Below are 22,667 nucleotides of genomic sequence, written 5' to 3'. Positions count from 1 at the left end.
CACGGTATCGGCAGACCCTTAATATCCGGTGTATCCCTGATGCATTTTTGCCCGAAGGCAACACATTGCAACGCTTGCCAATCCCCGATGTGCATGCTCAGCTGGCAGAATTGCTGCGTAAGAAGAATGATGGATGCACCCTGATCAGCGTTACCCCGCCCTTACAGACCTGAAATCGGCCTGCCGCAAACGGGTTCCGCATTTCGTGTGGGAATATGTCGACAGCGCAACTGGCACAGAATCGGTCAAGGGTCGCAACCGCGCCGCGCTGGACAGCATTCTGTTCAACCCCGCCATTCTGCGCGGACCAGTCACGCCGGATCTGGGGACGCGGTTTCTGGGGCGCGATTATTCCTGCCCGATCGGTATTGCGCCTGTCGGCATGTCCGGGCTGATCTGGCCGGGTGCGGAAGCGCTGCTTGCGGACATGGCGCAAACCTGCCGCATCCCCTATTCCCTCAGCACTGTCGCAACGCGCCTGCCCGAGGAGATCGGCCCGATTGCCGGTGATATGGGCTGGTTTCAACTCTACCCGCCGAAAGACCCTGAAATCCGGCGCGATTTGCTGGCGCGTGCGCGCAGATCCGGTTTTGAAACGCTGGTTCTGACCGTGGATGTGCCCGGCCCGTCGCGGCGCGAACGACAGTTACGCGCGCAACTTGCGATTCCGCCGAAGGTGACACCCACGATGCTGGCGCAAATCGCGCTATGCCCTGCCTGGGCATTCGGAACCCTGCGCCATGGCCCGCCGCGCCTTCGCTTGATGGAGGAATACCTGAAACTTGACGGCAATGCGCCTTCTACCGCGCATGCGGGCTACCTGCTGCGTGCCGCCCCGGATTGGGACTACCTGCATGCCGTGCGGCAGGAATGGGACGGCCCGCTTGTGGTCAAGGGGGTGCTGGACCCTGATGATGCCACGCGCCTGCGCGATGCAGGCGTTCAGGCCATCTGGGTGTCCAACCACGCCGGACGCCAGTTCGACGGGGCCCCTGCTGCAATTCACTGCCTGCCCGCCATTCGCGCCGCTGTCGGGCCGGAATTCCCGCTGATTTGCGATTCGGGGCTGGAAACGGGCCTTGATATCCTGCGCGTGCTGGCACTTGGGGCCGATTTCGCGATGCTGGGGCGCGGTTGGCATTACGCATTGGGTGCCTTGGGGGCGCGCGGTCCGGCGCATTTGCACAACATTCTGACCGAAGACATGAAAAGTTGCATGATGCAGATGGGAATTACCCGCGCGCAGAATGCCGCAACGCAGCTTGCGCATGCCCCCGAATCCTAACGAAACCTTACAATCCCTTTACGAAACTGTAAAAACTGGTCTATCCACATGACCAAAGACAGGTTTGCACCCGCAGAAAGGACCGTCATGGCCGAATTTCAGAAGATCCTTATCGCCAACCGTGGTGAAATCGCGATCCGCATCATGCGCGCGGCCAATGAGTTGGGCAAACGCACTGTTGCCGTTTACGCAGAAGAGGACAAGCTGGGCCTGCACCGGTTCAAGGCAGATGAAGCCTACCGCATCGGCGAGGGGATGGGACCGGTCGCGGCCTATTTGTCGATTGACGAAATCATCCGCGTTGCCAAACTCTCGGGCGCGGATGCAATCCATCCGGGCTATGGCCTGCTGTCGGAAAACCCCAATCTGATTGATGCCTGCGTGGCCAATGGCATCACGTTCATTGGCCCCAAGGCGGAAACCATGCGCGCACTTGGGGACAAGGCCAGTGCACGCCGCGTGGCCATTGACGCCGGCGTGCCGGTCATTCCCGCAACCGAGGTGCTGGGCGATGACATGGACGCCGTGCGCAAAATGGCCGATGAGGTGGGGTATCCATTGATGCTGAAGGCCAGCCATGGCGGCGGCGGGCGCGGCATGCGCGCCATCACCGGCCCCGAGGAACTGGAAGCCAAAGTCCGCGAAGGCAAACGCGAGGCAGAAGCCGCTTTCGGCAATGGCGAGGGGTATCTGGAAAAGATGATCCAGCGCGCGCGCCATGTCGAAGTGCAGCTGCTGGGTGACACGCATGGCAATCTGTATCATCTGTATGAGCGCGATTGCACTGTCCAGCGCCGCAACCAGAAAGTCGTCGAGCGCGCCCCTGCCCCGTATCTAAGCCCCGAACAACGCGCCGAGATTTGCGAAGAAGCACTGAAAATCGGGCGCGCTGTTGGATACCAGAACGCGGGCACTGTCGAATTCCTGATGGATATGGACAGTGGCGAATTCTACTTCATCGAAGTGAACCCGCGCGTGCAGGTCGAACATACGGTCACCGAAGAAGTCACCGGCATTGACATCGTCAAGGCGCAGATCCGCATTGCAGAAGGGGCCACCTTGTCGGAAGCGACCGGCACCCCCAGTCAGGGCGATGTCACCCTGTCGGGCCATGCCATGCAATGCCGCATCACCACCGAAGACCCGCTGAACAATTTTATCCCCGATTATGGACGCTTGACCGCCTATCGCAGTGCCACGGGGATGGGCATTCGTCTGGACGGGGGCACCGCCTATGCGGGCGGCGTCATCACGCGCTATTACGATTCGCTTCTGGTGAAGGTGACAGCATGGGCCGCCACGCCAGAGGAATCGATTGCCCGCATGGACCGCGCGCTGCGCGAATTCCGCATCCGCGGTGTCAGCACCAATATCGACTTTGTCATCAACCTGCTGAAACACCCGACATTTCTGGATTACAGCTATACGACAAAGTTCATCGACACATCTGATGATCTGTTCCATTTCCGCAAACGGCGCGATCGTGCGACGAAGATTCTGACCTATATCGCCGATATCACGGTAAACGGGCATCCGGAAACCGCCGGACGGGTCCGCCCGCCTGCGGGGATAAAAACGCCGGTCGCGCCTGCCGTCAGCGGGCAGCCCGCGCGGGGGGCGAAACAAATTCTGGACGAACAGGGCCCGCAGGCCGTGGCCGACTGGATGGCCGCTGAAAAGCGTCTGCTCTTGACCGACACGACCATGCGCGATGCGCACCAGTCCCTTCTGGCCACGCGCATGCGGTCCATCGACATGATCCGTGTGGCGCCTGCCTATGCGCATATGCTGCCGCAACTGTTCAGCATGGAATGCTGGGGCGGGGCCACATTTGACGTGGCGTACCGTTTCTTGCAGGAATGCCCGTGGCAGCGGTTGCGCGATCTGCGCGCACGCATGCCCAACCTGATGACGCAAATGCTGCTGCGGGCCTCGAACGGGGTCGGCTACACGAACTATCCCGACAATGTGGTGCAGTTTTTTGTGCGTCAGGCCGCTGAAACCGGCGTGGATGTGTTCCGCGTGTTCGACAGCCTGAACTGGGTCGAAAACATGCGTGTGGCCATGGATGCGGTGCTGGAGGCCAACAAGGTCTGCGAAGGTACGATCTGCTATACCGGCGACATTCTGAACCCCGACCGCGCGAAATATGATCTGAAATACTATGTCCGCATGGGTCAGGACCTGAAGGCCGCGGGCGCGCATGTGCTGGGCCTGAAGGATATGGCAGGGCTGTTGAAACCCGCATCGGCGCGGGTGCTGATCAAGGCGCTGAAGGAAGATGTGGGCCTGCCCATCCATTTCCACACCCATGACACGGGCGGCATTGCAGGGGCTACCATTCTGGCCGCCGCCGAGGCGGGCGTTGATGCCGCCGATGCCGCGATGGATGCGTTTTCGGGCAATACCAGCCAGCCCACACTGGGGTCGATTGTGGAAGCGCTGCGCTTCACCGACCGCGACACAGGGCTGGACATGGGCGCAATCCGCAAGATTTCCGACTACTGGGAAGATGTGCGCACCCATTACGCGGCGTTCGAATCCGCCCAGCAGGCCCCCAATTCCGAAGTGTATCTGCACGAAATGCCCGGCGGACAGTTCACCAACCTGAAGGCACAGGCGCGGTCCATGGGGCTGGAAGACCGCTGGCCGGAAGTGGCGCGCACCTATGCCGATGTGAACATGATGTTCGGCGATATCGTCAAGGTCACGCCCTCCTCCAAGGTTGTAGGCGACATGGCCCTGATGATGGTGTCGCAAGGGCTGACCCGCGCGGATGTCGAAAATCCGGACAAGGACGTCAGTTTCCCCGAATCCGTCATCGACATGCTGCGCGGCAATCTGGGACAACCACCGGGCGGATGGCCTGACGGGATCCTGCGCAAGGTGCTGAAGGATGACGCGCCGCTGACAGACCGCCCCGGTGCCCGCCTGCCCGCTGTCGATCTGGACGCGACCCGCGCGAAGCTCAGCGAGGAACTGGAAGGCTTCACCGTCGATGACGAGGATCTGAACGGCTATCTGATGTATCCCAAAGTCTTTCTGGACTACATGGGCCGCCACCGCGTCTACGGGCCGGTGCGCGCCCTGCCCACACAGACCTTCTTTTACGGGATGGAACCCGGAGAGGAGATTTCAGCGGAAATCGACCCCGGAAAAACACTGGAAATCCGCGTCGTTGCGGTCGGAGAGACCGGTGATGATGGGGATGTGAAGGTGTTCTTCGAATTGAACGGCCAGCCGCGCACCATTCGCGTGCCCAACCGCGAAGTGAAAGCCAAGACCGCGCAACGCGCAAAAGCCGATATCGCCAACACCGCCCATGTCGGTGCCCCGATGCCCGGTGTCGTTGCATCTGTCGGGGTCAATGCAGGCCAGAAGGTCAAGGCGGGCGATCTGCTGCTGACGATTGAAGCCATGAAAATGGAAACCGGCCTGCATGCCGACCGCGATGCCGTGGTCAAATCCGTACATGTCCAGCCCGGCGCGCAGATCGAAGCAAAGGACCTGTTGGTCGAATTCGAGGACTGACAGGCCGTAGCCCAAGGCCCAAAAGGTCCCGATCCGCGCAGGAGCAGTTGATTCCCGCGCGGATTTCCCCCAAACCGTTGCAAAAGCCTCGGGACAGGATCAGATGACCAGAATCGACACCACATTCGCCGCGCTGAAATCCGAAGGTCGCAAGGCCTTCGTCGCCTATATCATGGCGGGGGATCCGGACCTTGAAGCCTCGCTGTCCATCATGCAGGGGCTGCCTGATGCCGGTGTCGACATTATCGAGCTGGGCGTTCCGTTTACCGACCCCATGGCCGATGGGCCCACCATCCAGCTGGCCGGACAGCGCGCCCTTGATCGCGGGCAAACGCTGGATATGACGCTGGATATGGTCCGGCGCTTCCGTGCGGGCAATAACACAACCCCGATCGTGCTGATGGGCTATTATAACCCGATCTACAGCATGGGTGTTGCGCATTTTCTGGAGAAGGCGACAGATGCAGGCGTTGACGGATTGATTGTCGTCGACCTCCCCCCCGAGGAGGACAGCGAATTGTGCCTGCCTGCGCAGGCGGCTGGCCTGAACTTCATCCGGCTGGCAACGCCCACCACCGATGACAAACGCCTGCCCAAGGTTTTGCAGAACACATCAGGTTTCGTGTATTATGTGTCCATCACCGGCATTACAGGGGCGGCAGCGGCACAAGCCACGCAGGTCGGGCCGGAAGTTGCGCGCATCAAGGCCCAGACGGACCTGCCCGTGATTGTAGGGTTTGGCATATCCACACCGCAAGCCGCGCAAGATATCGCAAGCGTGGCCGATGGCTGTGTCGTAGGCTCGGCAATCGTCAAGGAAATCGCGTCCGGCAAACCTGTCGCGGATGTGCTGGATTATGTCCGTTCACTGGCAGATGGTGCCCATCGCGGATAGGCGGGGCTGCTGCGGTCTGAAGCTGCCACCCAAGGCGCGGAATCAAGGCCGCAGGCCGCCGCGCCATCGGTGGGCCGTCCCGCGGCCTGCCGATTTGGCTTATGGCTGGCCAAGCCTTTGAAGTCAGGAGTATGCAGCCTGCATAAAGTGCATTCCAAGAATGTCGGATCGGCAGACCCCGGCCCACCTGTGGCGCGGGCTTGATCCAAGCACGAAGGGCAGCGTCACGCCCCAAGACGTCCAGGACATCAGCACCATCACAGCCCGCCCCCTTGCCACAGAAAAAGCCGCGTCCCTTCGGGCGCGGCCTCTTTCCAGTGGAATGCTAAGGTGCAATCAGGTCTTAACGCCCTGCCATCTGGAACCCCGCATTGGGTTCCCCCAACACGACGACCCACCACAGTTTTCCATTGCCATCCTGATGCCAGCCCACGCCCACATCACGTGCACGACTGTCCAGAATCACTGCGCGGGTTTCCGGTTCCTGCATCCATGCAGTCACAGTCTCAATCTCGGTCTCGAAGGTTTCCGAAACCATTTCACCGACGAAAGCGCCCTGATACCCAGCCCGTTGCGCGCGCTGCATGGGGCTGGACCCGTCCGAGCCCCAATGCCACGGGCGGCTTTGGAATGACATGTCCTGCGCATGCGTTGCCGCAGCGCTGGCCAGTTCGGCATTGCCCTGAAGCGGCGGTTGACCGTGCTGCGCGCGCATTGTGTTCAAACCGTCCTGCATGCGCTGGCGCACGCGCGGCGCGTCACTGGCGCTGATTCGATAGACTGCGGGCACCGGCTTGCCATCCGGCCCCATGCGCATGGCAACCGGCGAGACATCACAAGCCGCCAGAAACAGCGCCCCCAGCAAAGAAATAACAATAGACCGCAACATATCCAGATTCATCCTTTTCGCGACAGACTGCTGCATAGCCCCTAAAATCATGGTTTTCAAACACAACTCGACGTGATGCGGCGGGTTTTGGCGTTTGTGCAACCATCTGACCCGCCGGTTTTGGCGTCTAATTTGATGCACCCGCCGAAATACGGCCTGAAAGTGTTGCGAATTTGACGATTTCCGCAAAATCCTGCACAAGCCTTGACAAGTGGCCGTTGCCTTTCGTGAAGGAAAGTGATTTTACCAAAGCCACGACATTTCGTCTTGGGTGCCTGCCCTCAATGACTGGGTTGCAGGTAAATACTGGAGGTTACTATGAAAAAGATCGCACTCGCAGCAGCACTGTCCATGGCTGCAACATCCGCTTTCGCTGGCAGCATGGGCGGCAAATATGCCGAGCCCGTCGTTGAGCCTGCAGTGATCGTTGAAGACACCAGCTCCTCTTCCGCTGGTATCATCGTTCCGCTGATGCTGCTTCTGGTTGTTGCTGCAGCTGTTGCCGCAAAATAAGTTTCGAAACTTTTGTTTCGTGGAAATGGCGGGCCTTGTGCCCGCCATTTTTCATTGCCGGACACCTGACCGTTCGCAACCTGCGACCCGTCGCTAAAGAAAAAGGGGCGTGAACCGCCCCGTTTTCAGCCATTGAAAAGGCCGCAGCGCGGGACCACTACAACAGCGTCAGGTCCATCCCGACAGGTTTGACGCAATCACCTGCACCAATGCGTCAATATGCGCGGCATCATCATTCAGGCACGGAATATAGGTGAATTCCTCGCCGCCCGCATCCTCGAAGCTCTCGCAGATTTCTTCGTTGATTTCTTCCAGTGTTTCGATGCAATCCGCAGAGAATGCAGGCGCGACAACTGCCAGACGCTTGACGCCCTGCCGCGCAAGATCCGCGACATGTTCCACCGTATAGGGGCGCAGCCATTCTTCGGTTCCGAAAACCGACTGGAATGTGGTTTGAACCTTGTCCTTTTCCCAGCCCAGCGCCTCGCGCAGCAGGCGCGTGGTTTTCTGGCATTGGCAATGATAGGGATCGCCTTCCATCAGATAACGCTTCGGCATGCCATGATAGGACGCAACCAGAACTTCGGGCTTGTGCTCCATCGCATCATAACTGCGCCGAACCGAATTCGCCAAGGCCTCGATATAGGCAGGATGGTCGAAATAGGGTGCCACAGTGCGCGCCGCTGGCTGCCACTTCTGGTCCATCAAGGCGCGAAAGAATTGGTCGCATGCTGTTGCAGATGTCGCACCGGCATAATGCGGGTATAGCGGAAAAAACAAGATCTTCTCGCAGCCCGCCTTGACCATCTCATCCACCTTGGACCGTGTGGAGGGGTTCCCATAGCGCATGCAGAAATCCACCATGACATTGTCGCCAAACTGCGCGGCAACCGCTTCCGCAATGCCCGCTGTCTGGTCCTTGGTGATGGTCATCAACGGGCTTTCGCCCTTGTCATGGTTCCAGATGGATTTGTAATTCGCCCCGGACGTGAAAGGACGTTTGGTCAGGATAATCAGTTGCAACAGCGGCTGCCATTTCCAGGCGGGGTAATCGATCACCCGCTTGTCTGACAGAAACTCGTTCAGATACCGCCGCATGGACCAGTAATCATAATTGTCCGGCGTTCCCAGATTGGCCAGCAACACACCGATCCTGGCCTGCGGCACAGGGGGATGGTCTGATTCAGCATGGGCCAGACGCCCCTCCCCCGGATGATCCATATGAACGGGGCAGCCGCGCGCAGTTGACTGTGGCTTTGCATCAAGCATGGCAGGGTCTTTCATTCCGGTATGTTAAATTATTTTCCGCTGACATAACCGCTTTTCTAACGGATTCAATCATTGTCGGGGATTTTCACCTGATCAGGCAGGGCGGTTTCGACACTTCCCAGCGCATCAGCCAGTGACATTCGTGCCGATCCGGGGCGCAGCGGGCGGGGCTGGCTGGCGTCAGGGGCCCACCCTGTCAGGAAGATAAGGTCATAAGTCGCCTGCAACCGTCCGGCCCCGTCGGAAAAATGCGCGGCATATATTTCTTCAGTGCGTCTAAACAGCGCAGGCGTTGTCAAACCTCGGCGGCGCGCCGCAAGCGCGTTTCGTTCCCCCATATCGCGCAGGTCTGCAAACAGGTTTTGCACAGTGCCATAAGCTACAGACTGGGTGACCGAATCCGCCACGGGCAGGGCCAGCCCCGCGCGTTGCAGCAGCGCCCCCAGATCACGGATTTCAGCCATTGGCGCGACCCTTGCCGATAACCCGCCTGTCAGGTCGGATTCCGCTTGCGCAAGGGCGCTGCGCAATTCTGACAGGGTTTGGCCCCCGAACAAGACCCCCAGAAACAACCCGTCGGGACGCAGGGCGCGGCGTGCCTGTACCAACTGCCCCACGGGATCGGACGCCCAGTGCAACCCCATCACATGCAACACCAGATCATGCGCGCCTTCTTGTAAATCCAGCACGGGGTCATCCGGCACAACGCGCGCATCTGGCAAGAAATCCCCCCAGACCTGCGGTAATCCAGTCACGATGGCTGGCGAATTAAACGATCTGTTAACCATACTTAGGCGAAACTGAAGTTCCTCTTGCGCAATCGCGTGCAGGAACGGGGTCTGGCGATCCGCTGTGACACGCGCACGGTTGCGCACAAGCGCGGCACGGTCGGTCAGGTCGGGCGGGGTTCGGGTCATCGCATGGCCTTTGGTCGGGAACGTCACAGCGTATGTAGGAGAGTTCGTTTGGAAAGGCAAAACGCCATGCGGGGCTTGCATGAAACAGGCAGGGCGCTGGTTCAGCGTGTTCTGCATGCGGTATATCCCCCCCAATGCATGACATGCGACACATTGGTCGAGGATAACGGCGCCCTGTGCCCTGATTGCTGGCGCCAGACCGGCTTCATCTTCGGGCAGTGTTGCGATCTGTGTGGCACCCCCCTGCCCGGTGACATGACGGCCGACCCGCATGCAATCTGTGATGACTGCCTGACACTTGCGCGGCCTTGGGACCAAGGGCGTGCAGTCATGGTCTATGGCGACAAGGCACGCCAGATCCTGCTGGGTCTGAAATATCGGGACCGGCTGGACCACGCGCCGGTGGCAGGCAAATGGCTGGCACGCGCGGCCCGACCCTTGGTGCAACCCGACATGCTGGTCGCCCCAGTCCCGCTGCACTGGCTGCGCCTGCTGAAACGACGCTACAATCAGGCGGCAGTGCTGTCGCAGGCGCTTGCAAACACACTGCAGCTTGCCCATTGCCCCGATTTGCTGATTCGCAGCCGCTATACCGGCACACAGGACGGGCGTCGGCGCATGGATCGTTTCGCAAATGTCGAAGGGGCGTTCCGCGCAAATCCGCGGCAAGTGCACCGCATCGCAGGCCGCCATATCCTTCTGGTCGATGACGTCATGACAGCCGGGGCCACATTTGCCGCAGCCAGCGACACATTGCTGGCACGCGGGGCCGCGTCGGTCCGCGTCATTGCCCTTGCGCGCGTTGCACATGCGGAATGATCGGCTATAGTGCGGCCCAACGCGAAACGACAGGACGCCCGCCATGCAACCGATTGAAATTTATACCTCGCCGCTCTGCGGTTTTTGCCATTCGGCAAAACGCTTGCTTACGTCCAAGGGGGCCAGCTTCAGCGAAATCGACCTAAGCCGCACACCGGACCGCCGCGCGGAAATGATGAAACGCGCCGCCGGTCGTCATACTGTGCCACAAATATTTATCGGCGACACCCATGTCGGTGGCTGTGATGAACTTTATGCGCTTGATCGGGCCGGTAAACTTGACGCCCTTCTGAAGGGATAGCGCGATGGGGCTGTGTGCTGCGCTTTTGCAACTGAACTCTAGCGACGATCCCGTAGCGAACCTGCCGGTCACGCTGGAATTTTTGCAAAAGGCCGCCGCTGGCGGTGCACATATCGCCCTGACACCGGAAGTGACGAATTGCGTGTCGGCCTCTCGGGCACATCAGCAACAGGTGTTGCAACACGAAGCGGATGATATGACCCTTGCCGCGTTGCGCATAGCAGCCAGGGATTTGGGTATCTGGGTGCTGATCGGGTCATTGGCCTTGAAAACGCGCGATGCGGACGGGCGGTTTGCCAACCGGTCGTTCCTGATCGGCCCCGACGGCACAATCGCAGCGTGGTATGACAAGGTTCATATGTTCGATGTTCAGGTGTCCGAGGCTGAGTCCTACCGCGAATCGTCTGGGTTCAGGCCGGGCACGCGCGCCGTGACTGCGAATACCGCGCTGGCCTGCTTCGGGTTAAGCGTGTGCTACGATGTGCGATTCGCCTATTTGTATCGGGCTTTGGCACAGGCCGGTGCGGAAATCCTGACAGTGCCTGCGGCGTTCAGTCCGGTCACAGGGGCCGCGCATTGGGAAATCCTGCTGCGCGCACGGGCCATTGAAACCGGCTGTTTCGTTCTGGCCCCTGCACAAACCGGACAACATTGCGCACAACACGGGCAGCCGCGCCAGACCTACGGGCATTCCATGGCTATCGCCCCATGGGGAGAGGTGCTGCTGGACATGGGCACCGAACCGGGTGTCGGGTTTGTCACACTGGATCTTGACCAGATCGTGGGCGCAAGGGGCCGTGTTCCCGCGCTGTTTCACGACCGCATAATCGAAGGACCGGCAACGCCATGAGTTCTGCACCGCGCTCGGATCTGGCGAATGCCCTTTTCAGCGAGTTGCTGATGGCCGACCAACTGGCCCGAAACCGGCTGTCAAAAGTGTTGCCGAAGGGGATGGAATTATCACATTTTGGTGTGTTGAACCTGCTGGCCCGCCAGCAAACCGAACGCAGCCCCGCCGAACTGGCGCGCGCCTTTCATGTGACGCGCGGGGCCATGACCAACACGTTGAACAAGCTGGAATGGGCCGGATATGTGCATATCCGCCCTGATTGGGACGATGCGCGGCGTAAAATGGTTGCAATCAGCCCTGCTGGCCGCGCGGCCCGCGATGCCGCGCTTGCCGCCATCAGTCCGCTGATTGATGATATTGCGCACACACTTGGCGAAGACCGCGTCCGCCAGACAGTGCCGGTTCTGCGCGAATTGCGATTGCGGCTTGAATCATGACCGCGAAACGGGCAGCAATATGGTATCGTTGGTCAATCTCCGGCGATGCTCGGGGAAAAGGGTCTTTCGATTGTGGCTGACGACATCGCGCAACTGCTGAACCGCATCACGCGACAGGACAAACACGCATTGCGGGCGTTGTATAATAACGCCAGTCCGAAACTGATGGGCATTTTGATGCGTATGTTGGGCAACAGGCCCGATGCAGAAGATGCATTGCAAGATGTCATGATAAAGATATGGAATCGTGCAGCGGCCTTTGACCCCGAAAAAGGAACGGGTATGGGCTGGATCTGTGCGATAACGCGAAACCATGCACTGGATTGCCTGCGGGCATCACGTCCGGCACGGGTGCGCACGGCATACTCGGGCGGGTATTCCGGTGACGATCAGGACGACCCGATTGCCCGCCTGCCTGACCCGACCCCCGGCGCCGAGGAAACGTCGCTTGCGCGCACCGAAATGATGCGCGTTGTTGCCTGCATCAAGGAATTACCGGAAGATCGCGCAACCGCCGTGCAAGGCGCCTATCTGCAAGGATTAAGCTATCAGGAGCTCGCAGGCCGGTTTGAAGTGCCCCTGAATACAATGCGTACATGGTTGCGACGGGCTTTGATCAGCCTGCGGGAGTGTCTGGAAAGATGAGTGAGCAGACACCAGAACCCCCCGTTCCCGATGACGTGCTGGCCGCCGAATATGTCCTTGGCCTGTTGGATGGTGATGACTGGCAGGCCGCCAAGGCGCGATGCGCGGTCGATGGCAGCTTCGCAGCACAGGTGCAGGCATGGGAAACACGTCTGGCCCCCCTGAACGAATTTTACGATGAGGCCGAGGTGCCCGATGGCCTGCTGGCCCGCATCGAAGCACAATTGTTCCCCGCCCCGCAACAACGCAGCCGCAGGTCCTGGCTGTGGGGTCTGCTGTCGGGGACGGCCGTTGCCGCAACTATTGGCATTGCGTTGATTGTCTGGGACATGTCACGCCCCGCCCCGACCGGCCCCATGCTTCAGGCAGAGTTGGTTGCGCAGGACCGCGATCTGGTCTTGCAGGCGCGGTTTGATGTGGCCCTTGCGGAATTGCGCATAACCCTTAGCGGACAGGACGCAGGCGCTGATCAGGATTACGAGTTGTGGGTCATCGACGAAACCGAGGTTCCACGCTCGCTTGGTGTGTTGCGCGATGCCGAGCTGTCAGTCGCGGCAGAACTGGCACAGGGTCAGGTGCTGGCAATCAGTCTGGAACCGGCAGGCGGGTCCCCCACAGGACTGCCCACCGGCGATGTTCTGGCGGTTGCCGAACTAAGCGAAAGCTGATTTGCGCCACTCCGGTCGCGGCATCGTGAAACTTTCAGTTTCGAATGCCCGTTCATTGAACACGGGACACGCAGCAACGCATCTGTCCCGCGTATCAATCGGGAGTGAACCATGAAGAAAATCGCATTACTGACAATGCTGGCCCTTGCAGCGCCCGCGGGACTGGCACCTGTGATGGCATCTGCTGACAACCCAATGGTTGGCGGCGCGCCCATGCTGACCACACGCAATATCGTTGAGAACGCCGTAAACTCTGCGGATCATACAACCCTTGTCGCGGCTGTTCAGGCGGCAGAGCTGGTCGACGCATTGCAAGGCCCAGGCCCCCTGACAGTGTTTGCGCCAGTGAATGCAGCGTTCGAGGCCCTGCCCGCAGGCACGGTGGACACGCTGCTGCAACCGGAAAACCAACCCACATTGCAGCGCGTACTGACATCGCATGTTGTCGCGGGCAACCTTAGCGGCCCTGAACTGATGCGCCGCGCACGCGCCAGCCGTGACGGGTTCTTCCACATGGAAACCCTGTCGGGCGCACCGCTGAGTGCGCAGGTCCGTGGCCGGTCGCTGTGGATTTATGACCAGTCCGGAAATGCAGGACGCGTGACCATTTCCGACGTGAACCAGTCAAACGGTGTGATTCACGTTGTGGACACGGTCCTGCTGCCACGTTGACGGGACCACAGGCGGGCGGCGTGCCATACGGCCACATCCCTGATGCGCCTGCCCTTCTGTTCGACGGTATTTCTTGCCCACAGCATCACCGCAACGCAAATGCCCGCCGCACCCCCGTGCGGCGGGCATTATTCATAAGCGTGATCTTCAGTTCTGTGTATCGCGCAACCGTGCCGCAGATTCATGAATGGCCTTATATTGACCACCCTGCCTGTGAACCCACAGATACGATGGCAACACCGAACTCATGGGGGTCGGGGTTATGTCCAGCGCGGCCAACCCCGGCATATCGTCACTGGCCAGATTATCACGTTGCAGGTTGCGAACCTGATCGCGCGTCAGAACTGTGTTGGTGAACAGGCCCAGCGACAGTTTTTGTGCAATGTCCAGCGCCCCGCCCATAAGCCCCGCAACAAAAAACGGCACATTCAGGATGACACGATGCCGCCGGATTTCCGCCAGCATGGTCTGCATCAATTCGCGGAATGTGGCCGTGTCAGGACCACCCAGTTCATAGACACCGGCAGCAACATCGCGGCACAGCGCGGCTTCTGCTGCCTTTGCCACATCATCCACATAGACCGGCTGAAAACGCGTATCCGCGCCGACAACAGGCAGAAACGGGGAAAACCGCGTCATTGCTGCGAAGCGGTTGAAGAACTGGTCCTCAACCCCGAATATGACCGACGGGCGCAGAATCACGGCGGCGGGGAAGTGCTGCAACACCTGCGACTCACCTTCGGCCTTGCTGCGCTGGTATTTGCTGTCCGACTGCGCATCCGCCCCGATTGCCGAGACATGCACCATCCGTGCAATTTGCAATTCTGCGGCAATGCGTGCAATCCGGCCCGCGCCTTCGGCCTGCACTGCGTCAAAGCGGTTGCGCCCGACTTCACCCAGTATGCCCACACAATTTACCACCGCATCCGCACCCTGCATGACGGCCCGCACAGATGCATCATCACGGATATTGCAAAACACAGGTTCCACCTGCCCGACGCTGCCATACGGTTTGACATGCAGCGCCTGATTTGGCCTGCGCACGGCCACGCGCACCCGCCAGCCCGCTTTCGCCATACGCCGCGCAATATATCGCCCGACGAAACCGGACCCGCCAAAAATGGTAACAAGCTGCGTCATGCTGCGCCCTCCGCCTGCGGTTCAACACCTGTGGTTTCCTGCCCGCATCAATAGACCTGCACACTGCCTACGACAAGCCCGAACGGTTTTTTTCATGCGCGGCATTTTTCCTTCATTTCCCCCGTTGACAGTACCCGCGCTGCGCCATAAACACCCCCTCACGCAACCTGCCCAGGTGGCGGAACTGGTAGACGCGCTAGCTTCAGGTGCTAGTGCCCGTACGGGCGTGGAGGTTCGAGTCCTCTCCTGGGCACCATGCTTTCAGCTTAAATAGCTGATATGTATGAGCTAATCAGATGGGCAGGTTGCGCAGACACTCCTTACTTATAGACCCCTTGGGCATTGCTTATTGCGTCGGGTCGCGTAAGTCGGGTCGCGCTTTTTGCGCAGCACTTTTTCCATCAGCGCCGCCTTGCCCACGCCATCGGGCCACAGGCAAGTGAGACACTTGGGGCCTTGCTGAATTCCATCTGCAATACCTTGCAAAAGTGACCATGCGCCCTGACGCCCACGACCGCCAATAGCGTGGACTTCCGGATATGTGTGCCAGACGAAGGGCCTACTGATCCCCAAGCAACATGCTGTATTGCAAGCAAGAGGGATGGTCTGGTCCAAAATAGAGCGTGTTCAGCGCCCGACACTTCACGGCGCTTAAATCTTGTCCAACCTCGTGGTTTGGATTGACGTCAAAGCGCGGGAAGTTCGACGATGATATTTCCAGCCGGATCCGGTGGCCGATCTCGAACCGGTTTGCGGTGGGGTACAGGCGCACGGTTACTTCGACAACCTCCCCTTCTGGCAGGGGGCGCTGGTGTTCAAACCCGTCACGATAGCATGTGCGCAATATTGCGTCTGACAGGTTCATGGCATAGCCATGCGGGTAATCAGGCGACGGCGGATACACGTCCACCAGTTTCGCGGTAATGTCCGTTGTCGGGCGGTCCGAGCTGATGAACAACCGCACGCAGACATTGCCAGCGATGGTCATCGCGCGCTCAAGGGGCGGCGTTTCAAAGACCAGAACATCCGCACGGCTGGCCAGCGGCATACCGGGGGTTGTGTTCCCGAACAGCTCTTGCGTCTCGACCTGATCGAACGCGCCCCCAACCATCAGCGGGGCACCAGAGGTGATTGGCCCGCCGATTGTGGGCACGGGGTTTTCCGGATCGAAAACGAAACTTCGCTTGCCCGCAGTTTCGGCAGGTGCATCACTCAAGCTGCCCGCAGCACATAGAAACAGTTGCGCTGGCACCGAGGTTTCGGGTGGCCACGAATTCGCCACATGCCAGCGCCCGCCATGTTGCATGCGTCCCGCGGAATTGCGCCGACCGTCCCCGCCCCCCATGACGAAATAGCGCACAGCCGGACCTGCCGGCAGATCTGCGCGCAGAAGATGGCGGCGGAATGTCTCAATGCGGAACTGAACGAAATCCAGCCCCGTGCCCACCTCGAACATGCAATCCGGCCCGAAATCCACATCCCCTGCATAGCTGCGCGAGCGGTTGCCATGTGTCCACGGGCCAAGGATCAGGCTGGTTTCATGCCCTGCGGCCTGCAATCCTGTAAAATTCTCGACCGCAGTGACGGCATAGGGATCATACCAGCCGGAAATATGCACACTGGGTATCTTGCGCATGGTCTGGTGCCAGCCCGCAGCATAAAGCGCCGGTATTTTCCAGTAGTCATCGAATGTGTTATGCGTCCACTGCTCGAACAGATACTGCTCGTAATCCGGGACAGGCGACAGGGGCGAATGCCCCTCGCGCCATGGCAGGCGATGCATCCAGTCGCGCAGGTCAATGGCTTCAAGCGCTGCTTTTGCGACAGGGTCGGCGGCAGCCGCACGCGACCGCAGCGCGTGCCGGAAGGCCCATGTCACCTGCTTCAACTCCAGCGCGCCGCCAAAGCGGATACCCCCCTGATAGGCGTTGGAGAACCCACCGCAATCACAGATCATCGCGGCCAATGCGGGCGGGTTCAGGCAGGCGCTGGCCATCTGGGTATGGGCGGAATAGGACATGCCCATCGTGGCCACCTGCCCGTCACACCAGTCCTGTCGGGCAATCCAGTCAAGGGTATCGAACCCGTCCTCTGCCTCGCCACGGTATTTGGTGAAACGGCCCTCGGACCCGTATCGTCCGCGACAATCCTGAAACACAACAACGAAACCCGCCCCGGTGAAAAACCGCGCCAGTTCTTCGCGGCCAAACACGTCCGGATGGTCGCGCGTATATTCATTGATGCGCGCTTCGCGCTTGTCATAGGGGGTGCGTTCAAGGATTGCGGGCCATGGTCCATGGCCCGCATGTTCGGGAAAGAACACGTCCGTTGCCAGCCGGATGCCATCACGCATCGGCACCATCACATCGCGCAGCGCGTGCGCCTTTGTCTTTTTACTGGCAACCGACATTGTCATTACCGCTGGCTGAGATTGGTGATCAGCGAACGGCCATCGGGGCTGGGCGTAAAGTCGATTTCACCGCGCACAGCCCAGTTGTTTCCTTCCCAATATAGCGGGATCAGCGCCACATCCTCGGCGGCAATTGCGGCCGCTTCCTGCAACGCGGCTTCGCGGTCGGCATCTTCAAACGCCTCGAATGCACGCTCAAGGGCTGCATCAAACGCCTCGCTGGAATAGCGGAAACGGTTGTTGGACCCCCAGCCGCGATCTTCATCAGCCGTGCCCAGCACATTGCGCAGCGCAAGGCTGCTTTCGCCCGTGGTGATGCCAAAGGCTACCATGAAGGCCGAAAATTCGCGCGCGGTCGCCTGCCCGAAATAGACATTGGCGGGCACATTCTCGACCTCGATATCCAGCCCCACCTGTGACCACATCTGCCCGATGGCCAGCAACACATCGGTGTCATTCACATAGCGTCCGGCAGGGCCGTGAATAGTCATTGACCAGCCGTCGCCATAGCCTGCTTCCGCCAGCAGTTCACGCGCACGCTCGGGGGCGTATTCGGGCTGCGGAATGTCGGGGTTATGGCCAAAGATCCCTTCGGGCGCGAACTGGTTGGCCGGTGCGCCGGAATTGAACTGGATGCGGTCAATGATCGCTTCGCGATTGATCGCAAGGCTAAGCGCTTCGCGCACGCGCTGGTCGCGGAACGGGTTGCCCACGGACGGGTCAATCTGGATGGTGGTATCTTCCAACTGATCCACACCCATATACAGCATCCGCGCCGATGGCGCCGCCACGACAGTCACGTCAGCCATCTCGCGCAGGCGGTCCAGATCGTTGGGCGGCACGGCGTCGATGAAATCCACCTCGCCCGCCTGCAAGGACGCCACACGGCTGGCGGAATTGTCCAGAAAACGGATGGTCACATCCTCAAATTCAGGCGCATCCCCCCAGTAATCGGGGTTGCGCTCGATCACCAGATTCTCGCCGGGGCTATAGCTGACCTGACGGTAAGGGCCTGTGCCGATCGCTGCCGTGCCACGGTCGAAATCCGCGCTTTCGGCATCGGCCACATTTTGCGACACGATGTAGATGGTGGACAGGTCTGTGGGCAGGCCCGGTGCTGGCGCGGATGTGGTGATGACCAGCGTGTGATCATCCACCGCTTCTGCGCTTTCAATCGCGGCAAGCCGCTGGGTGAACGGCGCGGGGCTGTTGGGCACTTCGGGAATACGCTCGAATGTGAACACAGCATCGGCAGCAGTGAACGGGCTGCCATCATGGAAGGTGACACCTTCGCGCAGCGTGAAGGTCCATGTCAGCCGGTCGTCGGACACACTCCATTCCGTGGCCAGTCCGGGGACAAAATTGCCATCCGGGCCAATATGGATCAGCCGGTCATACAGAATCGCAGCAACCTGCTGGTTCTGGCCGGTCGTGGCAAAATGCGGGTCCATGGACGATGGCGCAGCTGCAAGCCCCGCAGTGATGCTTTGTGCACCCGCAGTACCTGCCATCAGCGCGACAAGTGCGGTTGCACCCAAAAATTGCGATAGTTTTGTCATGGTGTTGTAACTCCCTGTTATGGGCCTGCCACCTTATGGCAGGCAACGGTGCGCCCCGGTGCGATCTGCCGCAAGGCAGGGCGCATGGCGCGGCATTCCCCGTCTGCAAGCGGGCAGCGGGGGTGGAAATGACAACCCGAAGGCGGGTTGAGTGGTGAGGGGATTTCGCCCCTGATCGGCTGGAAGCGGCGCTTGCCCTTGGTCAGGCGGGGCACTTCGTCCAGAAGCGCGCGCGAATAGGGATGAAGTGGTTCAGCGAACAGATCCTCGGTGCGGGCTTCTTCAACCACGCGGCCCAGATACATGATGAACACCCTGTCCGAGATATGTTCCACCACGCCCAGATCATGGCTGATGAACAGATAGGCCAGCCCCAATTCACTGCGCAGGTCCATAAACAGGTTCAGCACCTGCGCCTGCACCGACACATCCAGCGCGCTGACGGATTCATCCGCCACAATGATCTCCGGTTTCACCGCCAAGGCCCGCGCGATGGCGATCCGCTGGCGCTGGCCACCGGAAAACTGGTGCGGATAGCGCGACCGGAAATTCGGGTCCAACCCGACCTTTTCCAGCAACTCGGCCGCAAAACTGTCAGCTTCGCGCGCGGCAATCTGCCCATGAAAGCGCGGGGCCTCAGTGATAATCCGGTCCACCCTGTGGCGCGGATTGAGCGAGGACATGGGGTCCTGAAACACCATCTGCACTTTCAGGCGCGCCGCGCGTGTGCCGGTGGCCGGTTCGCCCTTCCACAACAACCGCCCCGCGCTTGGCGCATGTATGCCCGCAGCCACGCGCCCAAGGGTAGATTTGCCGCAACCGGATTCGCCCACCAGCCCCACAACCTCGCCCGCATTCACCGACAGCGTGACATCATCAACCGCATGCACAGTCTCGTTCGGGATGCGCGCCCCCAGCCTGCGCGCCAGACGCACGGCGAAATCCTGCGGTCTGGAAAACCGTTTGGACACATTTTCCAGCGTCAGAAGCGCGCTCATGCCAGCACCTCCTCAAAGGTGGGCAGTTCACCCGAACGCCAGCACCGCACATTGTCGCGAAGGGCCTGGGGCGCCTCGCAGCCCGCCATCCGGTAGGCACAGCGCGGCGCGAAACGACACCCTTCAGGACGGTTCAGCGCGGGCGGCGCGCCACCGGGAATCTGCGCCAGCCGCGCGCCCCGCCGGTTGCGTGACGGGACAGATCCGATAAGCCCGCGCGAATAGGGGTGTTGCGGGGCGTCAATCAGCCCGTCAGTCGTGGCCTGTTCAACAATCTCGCCCGCGTACATCACGGCCACGCGGTCGGCAAATCCGGCCACCACCGACAAATCATGCGTGATCCAGACAAGGCCGGTGCCGTCTTCTTCGACCAGCCCCTGCATCAGGTGCAGAATTTGCGCCTGAATGGTCACATCCAGCGCCGTGGTGGGTTCATCCGCAATAATCAGATCGGGCTTGTTCAACAGCGCAATAGCAATCGCCACACGCTGGCGCATGCCGCCGGAAAACTGGTGCGGAAAGGCGCGCATCCGTTCGTCCGGCGCAGGAATGCCCACGCGGCCCAGCGTGTCACGGCACAGCGCCCATGCATCAGATTTTGACATATCCCGATGCGCGTGGATGGTTTCGACCATTTGTGTGTCAACACGCAAAACCGGATTCAGCGTCATCATCGGGTCTTGAAAGATCATGGCAATGCGCGCGCCGCGCAGCTTCCGCATCTCATGCGCGGGCAGATTGGCAATCTCGCGCCCGTCAAAACGGATCGATCCGCCGACCACACGTCCGGGTTCTTCGATCAACCCCATCACCGACAGGCCGGTGACGGATTTGCCGGACCCGCTTTCGCCCACCACGGCCAGAACCTCGCCCCGCTCCACGCGGTAACTGACCCCGTCAACCGCCTTGACGACCCCGCCAGAGGTGTAGAAATGCGTCTGTAGATTGTCGATTTCCAACAGGCTCATGTGATGTTCCTTGGGTTCAGCACATCGCGCAGCCGGTCACCCACAAGGTTGATCGCCACGATCAGCAGCAATAGCGCGATGCCCGGAAAAACGCTGATCCAGTATTGGCCCGACAGCACGAACTGAAAGCCGTTCGCGATCAGCAGGCCCAGACTGGGTTGCGTGGCAGGCAGTCCGACCCCAAGGAAGGACAGCGTGGCTTCCAGTGCAATCGCGCTGGCAATCTCGACCGTGTACAGCACCATCATCGGCGGCAGGCAGTTGGGCAGCAGGTGGCCGAACAGAATGCGCGTGCGTGACAGGCCAAGGCTTTGCGCGGCCTCTATATATTCGCGCCCGCGTTCGGACAGGGCGGTTGCGCGCGCCATGCGCGCGAAGGTCGCCCATTGCACGATGATCAGCGCCAGAATGATATTTTCCAGCCCGCGCCCAAGGATCGCAAGCAGGATCAGCGCCACCAGAATGGGCGGGAAGGACAGATGCAAATCGACCAGCCGCATGACGACGGTGTCGATCCGCCCGCCGAAATACGCCGCGACAAGGCCCAATGTCAGACCAAGGATCAGGGCACAGGTGCAGGCAATCACCCCCACCATCAACGAGATGCGCAGCCCGTACAGAATGGCCGAGAACATGTCACGCCCCTGCCCATCCGTTCCCAGCCAGAACGAGACACCGGAAAATCCGACCTCGCCGGGCGCAAGGCGGCTGTCCATAATGCTCAGGCTGCGCAGGTCATATGGGTTTTGCGGGGTGATCCATGGTGCCAGAAATGCGGCCAGAACGATCAGGACCAGCAACGCCAGCCCGAACAGCGCCAGCGGGCTTTTGCGGAAATCGCGGATGATCCGCCACACCGGACGCTCCGGCGGGGGCGTGGCCTCCGGCGTCTGCACGGCGGGGGGGACAGATATATCGCTCATTGCTTCGCCCCATCCAGCCGGATGCGCGGATCAATCAGCGAGTAAAGCAAATCAACCAGCAGGTTCAGAATGATGAAGATCACCACGATGACGATCAGATAGGCCACCACAACAGGGCGATCCAACTGGCGGATCGAGTCGATGATCAGCTTGCCCATACCCGGCCATGCAAAAATGGACTCGGTCACCACTGCAAAGGCGATCAACCCGCCAAATGACATGCCCACAAGCGTCACAATCGGGATCAGGATGTTACGCAGCAGATGAACCATCACGATGCGCGGCTCGCTTAACCCTTTGGCGCGGGCGAAGCGGATGAAATCCTGCGCCTTCACCTCCTGCGTGCCCGAACGCGCCAGCCGGATGACAAGCGCCAGATGCCCGATGGCCAGATTGATTGCTGGCAACGCCATATGCTGCAATCCGTTCAGCGTGAACAGGCTGGACCGGATGCCCATAAACTCGCCCACTTGCCCCCGACCGGACACCGGAAACCAGCCCAGCATGACTGCGAAGATCATGATCAGCATAATCGCCTGCCAAAAATTCGGCACACTGAACCCAAGGATCGATCCGGCCATAACCGTCTGGCTGCCTGCGGTTCCGGGGCGCAGCCCGGCATACATGCCCAGCGGAATACCCAGCACCACCGCAATCACGATGGCGGCAAACGCCAGCTCCAGCGTTGCGGGCATGCGTTCAAGTATCAACCCAAGGGCGGGCCGGTTATAGACAAAGCTGTTGCCGAAATCGCCCTGCAGCACATTGCCAAGGAACACAAAATATTGCTCGTGAAACGGGCGGTCCAGCCCAAGCTGCGCAATCAGTCGTACGCGCTCGGCCTGTGTCGCCTCTGGGTCGATCAGAATGTCGACGGGATTGCCCACCGCAAAAATTCCGGTGAACACCAGAAACGACATGACCAGCGCCAGAAAGACTGCCTGAAGCAAACGTCTGATGACATAGACCAAATCTGCA

At 60.1% G+C, this 22,667-nt stretch carries 21 protein-coding genes and 1 tRNA gene; 12 read left to right on the top strand and 10 right to left on the bottom strand.

What is annotated here, in order from left to right; genetic code table 11:
- Positions 1–133: 133 nt before the first annotated feature.
- The 3 genes from ACTIE1_RS09635 (at position 134) to trpA (ending at position 5,711) form a co-directional block, all read left to right on the top strand.
- Positions 134–1,285 (top strand): alpha-hydroxy acid oxidase, encoded by a 1,152-nt coding sequence (locus ACTIE1_RS09635; RefSeq protein ID WP_439563045.1) that lies wholly within the window; start codon positions 134–136, stop codon positions 1,283–1,285.
- An 87-nt stretch (positions 1,286–1,372) separates the two neighbouring features.
- Positions 1,373–4,816, top strand: a complete 3,444-nt coding sequence (pyc, locus tag ACTIE1_RS09630) for a pyruvate carboxylase (protein WP_439563046.1) — start codon at positions 1,373–1,375, stop codon at positions 4,814–4,816.
- A 103-nt stretch (positions 4,817–4,919) separates the two neighbouring features.
- Entirely contained in the window at positions 4,920–5,711 is a 792-nt protein-coding gene (trpA, locus tag ACTIE1_RS09625) for a tryptophan synthase subunit alpha (RefSeq protein WP_439563047.1), read from the top strand.
- A 343-nt stretch (positions 5,712–6,054) separates the two neighbouring features.
- On the opposite strand, the gene ACTIE1_RS09620 is transcribed toward trpA, so the two are convergent.
- The gene (locus ACTIE1_RS09620; RefSeq protein ID WP_439563048.1) at positions 6,055–6,600 is read right to left on the bottom strand and encodes a CAP domain-containing protein; all 546 of its coding nucleotides are present in this window, start codon (positions 6,598–6,600) and stop codon (positions 6,055–6,057) included.
- A 318-nt stretch (positions 6,601–6,918) separates the two neighbouring features.
- On the opposite strand from ACTIE1_RS09620, the gene ACTIE1_RS09615 reads away from it, so the two are divergent.
- Entirely contained in the window at positions 6,919–7,113 is a 195-nt protein-coding gene (locus ACTIE1_RS09615) for a hypothetical protein (protein WP_439563049.1), read from the top strand.
- A 168-nt stretch (positions 7,114–7,281) separates the two neighbouring features.
- Here the strand turns inward: ACTIE1_RS09615 and hemH are convergent, their stop codons facing one another.
- Complete coding sequence (gene hemH / locus ACTIE1_RS09610) at positions 7,282–8,382, bottom strand: ferrochelatase (protein WP_439563050.1); 1,101 nt, start codon at positions 8,380–8,382, stop codon at positions 7,282–7,284.
- A gap of 65 nt (positions 8,383–8,447) precedes the next feature.
- Complete coding sequence (locus ACTIE1_RS09605; RefSeq protein ID WP_439563051.1) at positions 8,448–9,299, bottom strand: SAM-dependent methyltransferase; 852 nt, start codon at positions 9,297–9,299, stop codon at positions 8,448–8,450.
- A 66-nt stretch (positions 9,300–9,365) separates the two neighbouring features.
- On the opposite strand from ACTIE1_RS09605, the gene ACTIE1_RS09600 reads away from it, so the two are divergent.
- From ACTIE1_RS09600 to ACTIE1_RS09570, 7 genes are all read left to right on the top strand, one after another.
- Positions 9,366–10,118 carry a ComF family protein gene (locus ACTIE1_RS09600; RefSeq protein ID WP_439563052.1) on the top strand — a complete coding sequence of 251 codons (753 nt, stop codon included), beginning with the start codon at positions 9,366–9,368 and terminating at the stop codon, positions 10,116–10,118.
- Positions 10,119–10,161: 43 nt separating this feature from the next.
- Complete coding sequence (gene grxC, locus ACTIE1_RS09595; RefSeq protein WP_439563053.1) at positions 10,162–10,419, top strand: glutaredoxin 3; 258 nt, start codon at positions 10,162–10,164, stop codon at positions 10,417–10,419.
- Positions 10,420–10,429: 10 nt separating this feature from the next.
- Entirely contained in the window at positions 10,430–11,269 is an 840-nt protein-coding gene (locus ACTIE1_RS09590) for a carbon-nitrogen hydrolase family protein (RefSeq protein ID WP_439563083.1), read from the top strand.
- Complete coding sequence (locus ACTIE1_RS09585; RefSeq protein ID WP_439563054.1) at positions 11,266–11,706, top strand: MarR family winged helix-turn-helix transcriptional regulator; 441 nt, start codon at positions 11,266–11,268, stop codon at positions 11,704–11,706. Before ACTIE1_RS09590 ends, ACTIE1_RS09585 begins: the two co-directional genes overlap by 4 nt.
- 72 nt (positions 11,707–11,778) lie before the next feature.
- Positions 11,779–12,351 (top strand): sigma-70 family RNA polymerase sigma factor, encoded by a 573-nt coding sequence (locus ACTIE1_RS09580; protein ID WP_439563055.1) that lies wholly within the window; start codon positions 11,779–11,781, stop codon positions 12,349–12,351.
- Positions 12,348–13,019 (top strand): anti-sigma factor, encoded by a 672-nt coding sequence (locus tag ACTIE1_RS09575; protein ID WP_439563056.1) that lies wholly within the window; start codon positions 12,348–12,350, stop codon positions 13,017–13,019. The genes ACTIE1_RS09580 and ACTIE1_RS09575 overlap by 4 nt, the downstream gene beginning before the upstream one ends.
- A gap of 111 nt (positions 13,020–13,130) precedes the next feature.
- The gene (locus ACTIE1_RS09570) at positions 13,131–13,691 is read left to right on the top strand and encodes a fasciclin domain-containing protein (protein WP_439563057.1); all 561 of its coding nucleotides are present in this window, start codon (positions 13,131–13,133) and stop codon (positions 13,689–13,691) included.
- A gap of 147 nt (positions 13,692–13,838) precedes the next feature.
- Here the strand turns inward: ACTIE1_RS09570 and ACTIE1_RS09565 are convergent, their stop codons facing one another.
- Positions 13,839–14,831, bottom strand: a complete 993-nt coding sequence (locus ACTIE1_RS09565; protein ID WP_439563058.1) for a complex I NDUFA9 subunit family protein — start codon at positions 14,829–14,831, stop codon at positions 13,839–13,841.
- Between the two features lie 169 nt (positions 14,832–15,000).
- On the opposite strand from ACTIE1_RS09565, the gene ACTIE1_RS09560 reads away from it, so the two are divergent.
- Positions 15,001–15,087, top strand: a tRNA-Leu gene (locus tag ACTIE1_RS09560).
- Positions 15,088–15,390: 303 nt separating this feature from the next.
- Here the strand turns inward: ACTIE1_RS09560 and ACTIE1_RS09555 are convergent.
- Genes ACTIE1_RS09555 through ACTIE1_RS09530 form a run of 6 tightly spaced genes read right to left on the bottom strand, consistent with a single transcriptional unit; the run spans position 15,391 to position 22,660 of the window.
- Positions 15,391–17,241 carry a CocE/NonD family hydrolase gene (locus ACTIE1_RS09555; RefSeq protein WP_439563352.1) on the bottom strand — a complete coding sequence of 617 codons (1,851 nt, stop codon included), beginning with the start codon at positions 17,239–17,241 and terminating at the stop codon, positions 15,391–15,393.
- Between the two features lie 5 nt (positions 17,242–17,246).
- Positions 17,247–18,800, bottom strand: a complete 1,554-nt coding sequence (locus ACTIE1_RS09550) for an ABC transporter substrate-binding protein (protein WP_439563060.1) — start codon at positions 18,798–18,800, stop codon at positions 17,247–17,249.
- 17 nt (positions 18,801–18,817) lie between these two features.
- Positions 18,818–19,798: an ABC transporter ATP-binding protein gene (locus tag ACTIE1_RS09545; protein ID WP_439563061.1), complete on the bottom strand. Its 981-nt coding sequence runs from the start codon at positions 19,796–19,798 to the stop codon at positions 18,818–18,820.
- On the bottom strand, positions 19,795–20,766 hold the full coding sequence (locus ACTIE1_RS09540; RefSeq protein ID WP_439563062.1) for an ABC transporter ATP-binding protein: 972 nt from the start codon (positions 20,764–20,766) through the stop codon (positions 19,795–19,797). The genes ACTIE1_RS09545 and ACTIE1_RS09540 overlap by 4 nt, the downstream gene beginning before the upstream one ends.
- Positions 20,763–21,689, bottom strand: coding sequence for an ABC transporter permease (locus ACTIE1_RS09535; protein WP_439563063.1), 927 nt, complete (start codon positions 21,687–21,689; stop codon positions 20,763–20,765). Before ACTIE1_RS09535 ends, ACTIE1_RS09540 begins: the two co-directional genes overlap by 4 nt.
- Positions 21,686–22,660 (bottom strand): ABC transporter permease, encoded by a 975-nt coding sequence (locus tag ACTIE1_RS09530; protein WP_439563064.1) that lies wholly within the window; start codon positions 22,658–22,660, stop codon positions 21,686–21,688. Before ACTIE1_RS09530 ends, ACTIE1_RS09535 begins: the two co-directional genes overlap by 4 nt.
- Between the last annotated feature and the right edge of the window lie 7 nt (positions 22,661–22,667).

The organism is Roseinatronobacter sp. (genome assembly GCF_051859525.1).
GTDB lineage: Bacteria > Pseudomonadota > Alphaproteobacteria > Rhodobacterales > Rhodobacteraceae > Roseinatronobacter.
The sequence above is the reverse complement of the archived record's forward strand: the minus strand, read 5'-3'. Positions and strand labels throughout refer to the sequence as shown.

Bases quoted from the DNA above. Each gene is read 5' to 3' on its own strand.
- pyc (WP_439563046.1), top strand. From the start codon at position 1,373: ATGGCCGAATTTCAGAAGATCCTTATCGCCAACCGTGGTGAAATCGCG.
- ACTIE1_RS09615 (WP_439563049.1), top strand. From the start codon at position 6,919: ATGAAAAAGATCGCACTCGCAGCAGCACTGTCCATGGCTGCAACATCC.
- ACTIE1_RS09605 (WP_439563051.1), bottom strand. From the start codon at position 9,299: ATGACCCGAACCCCGCCCGACCTGACCGACCGTGCCGCGCTTGTGCGC.
- ACTIE1_RS09550 (WP_439563060.1), bottom strand. From the start codon at position 18,800: ATGACAAAACTATCGCAATTTTTGGGTGCAACCGCACTTGTCGCGCTG.
- grxC (WP_439563053.1), top strand. From the start codon at position 10,162: ATGCAACCGATTGAAATTTATACCTCGCCGCTCTGCGGTTTTTGCCAT.
- ACTIE1_RS09575 (WP_439563056.1), top strand. From the start codon at position 12,348: ATGAGTGAGCAGACACCAGAACCCCCCGTTCCCGATGACGTGCTGGCC.
- hemH (WP_439563050.1), bottom strand. From the start codon at position 8,382: ATGCTTGATGCAAAGCCACAGTCAACTGCGCGCGGCTGCCCCGTTCAT.
- ACTIE1_RS09555 (WP_439563352.1), bottom strand. From the start codon at position 17,241: ATGTCGGTTGCCAGTAAAAAGACAAAGGCGCACGCGCTGCGCGATGTG.
- trpA (WP_439563047.1), top strand. From the start codon at position 4,920: ATGACCAGAATCGACACCACATTCGCCGCGCTGAAATCCGAAGGTCGC.
- ACTIE1_RS09635 (WP_439563045.1), top strand. From the start codon at position 134: ATGCACCCTGATCAGCGTTACCCCGCCCTTACAGACCTGAAATCGGCC.
- ACTIE1_RS09600 (WP_439563052.1), top strand. From the start codon at position 9,366: ATGCGGGGCTTGCATGAAACAGGCAGGGCGCTGGTTCAGCGTGTTCTG.
- ACTIE1_RS09545 (WP_439563061.1), bottom strand. From the start codon at position 19,798: ATGAGCGCGCTTCTGACGCTGGAAAATGTGTCCAAACGGTTTTCCAGA.
- ACTIE1_RS09540 (WP_439563062.1), bottom strand. From the start codon at position 20,766: ATGAGCCTGTTGGAAATCGACAATCTACAGACGCATTTCTACACCTCT.
- ACTIE1_RS09565 (WP_439563058.1), bottom strand. From the start codon at position 14,831: ATGACGCAGCTTGTTACCATTTTTGGCGGGTCCGGTTTCGTCGGGCGA.
- ACTIE1_RS09535 (WP_439563063.1), bottom strand. From the start codon at position 21,689: ATGAGCGATATATCTGTCCCCCCCGCCGTGCAGACGCCGGAGGCCACG.
- ACTIE1_RS09585 (WP_439563054.1), top strand. From the start codon at position 11,266: ATGAGTTCTGCACCGCGCTCGGATCTGGCGAATGCCCTTTTCAGCGAG.
- ACTIE1_RS09620 (WP_439563048.1), bottom strand. From the start codon at position 6,600: ATGTTGCGGTCTATTGTTATTTCTTTGCTGGGGGCGCTGTTTCTGGCG.
- ACTIE1_RS09570 (WP_439563057.1), top strand. From the start codon at position 13,131: ATGAAGAAAATCGCATTACTGACAATGCTGGCCCTTGCAGCGCCCGCG.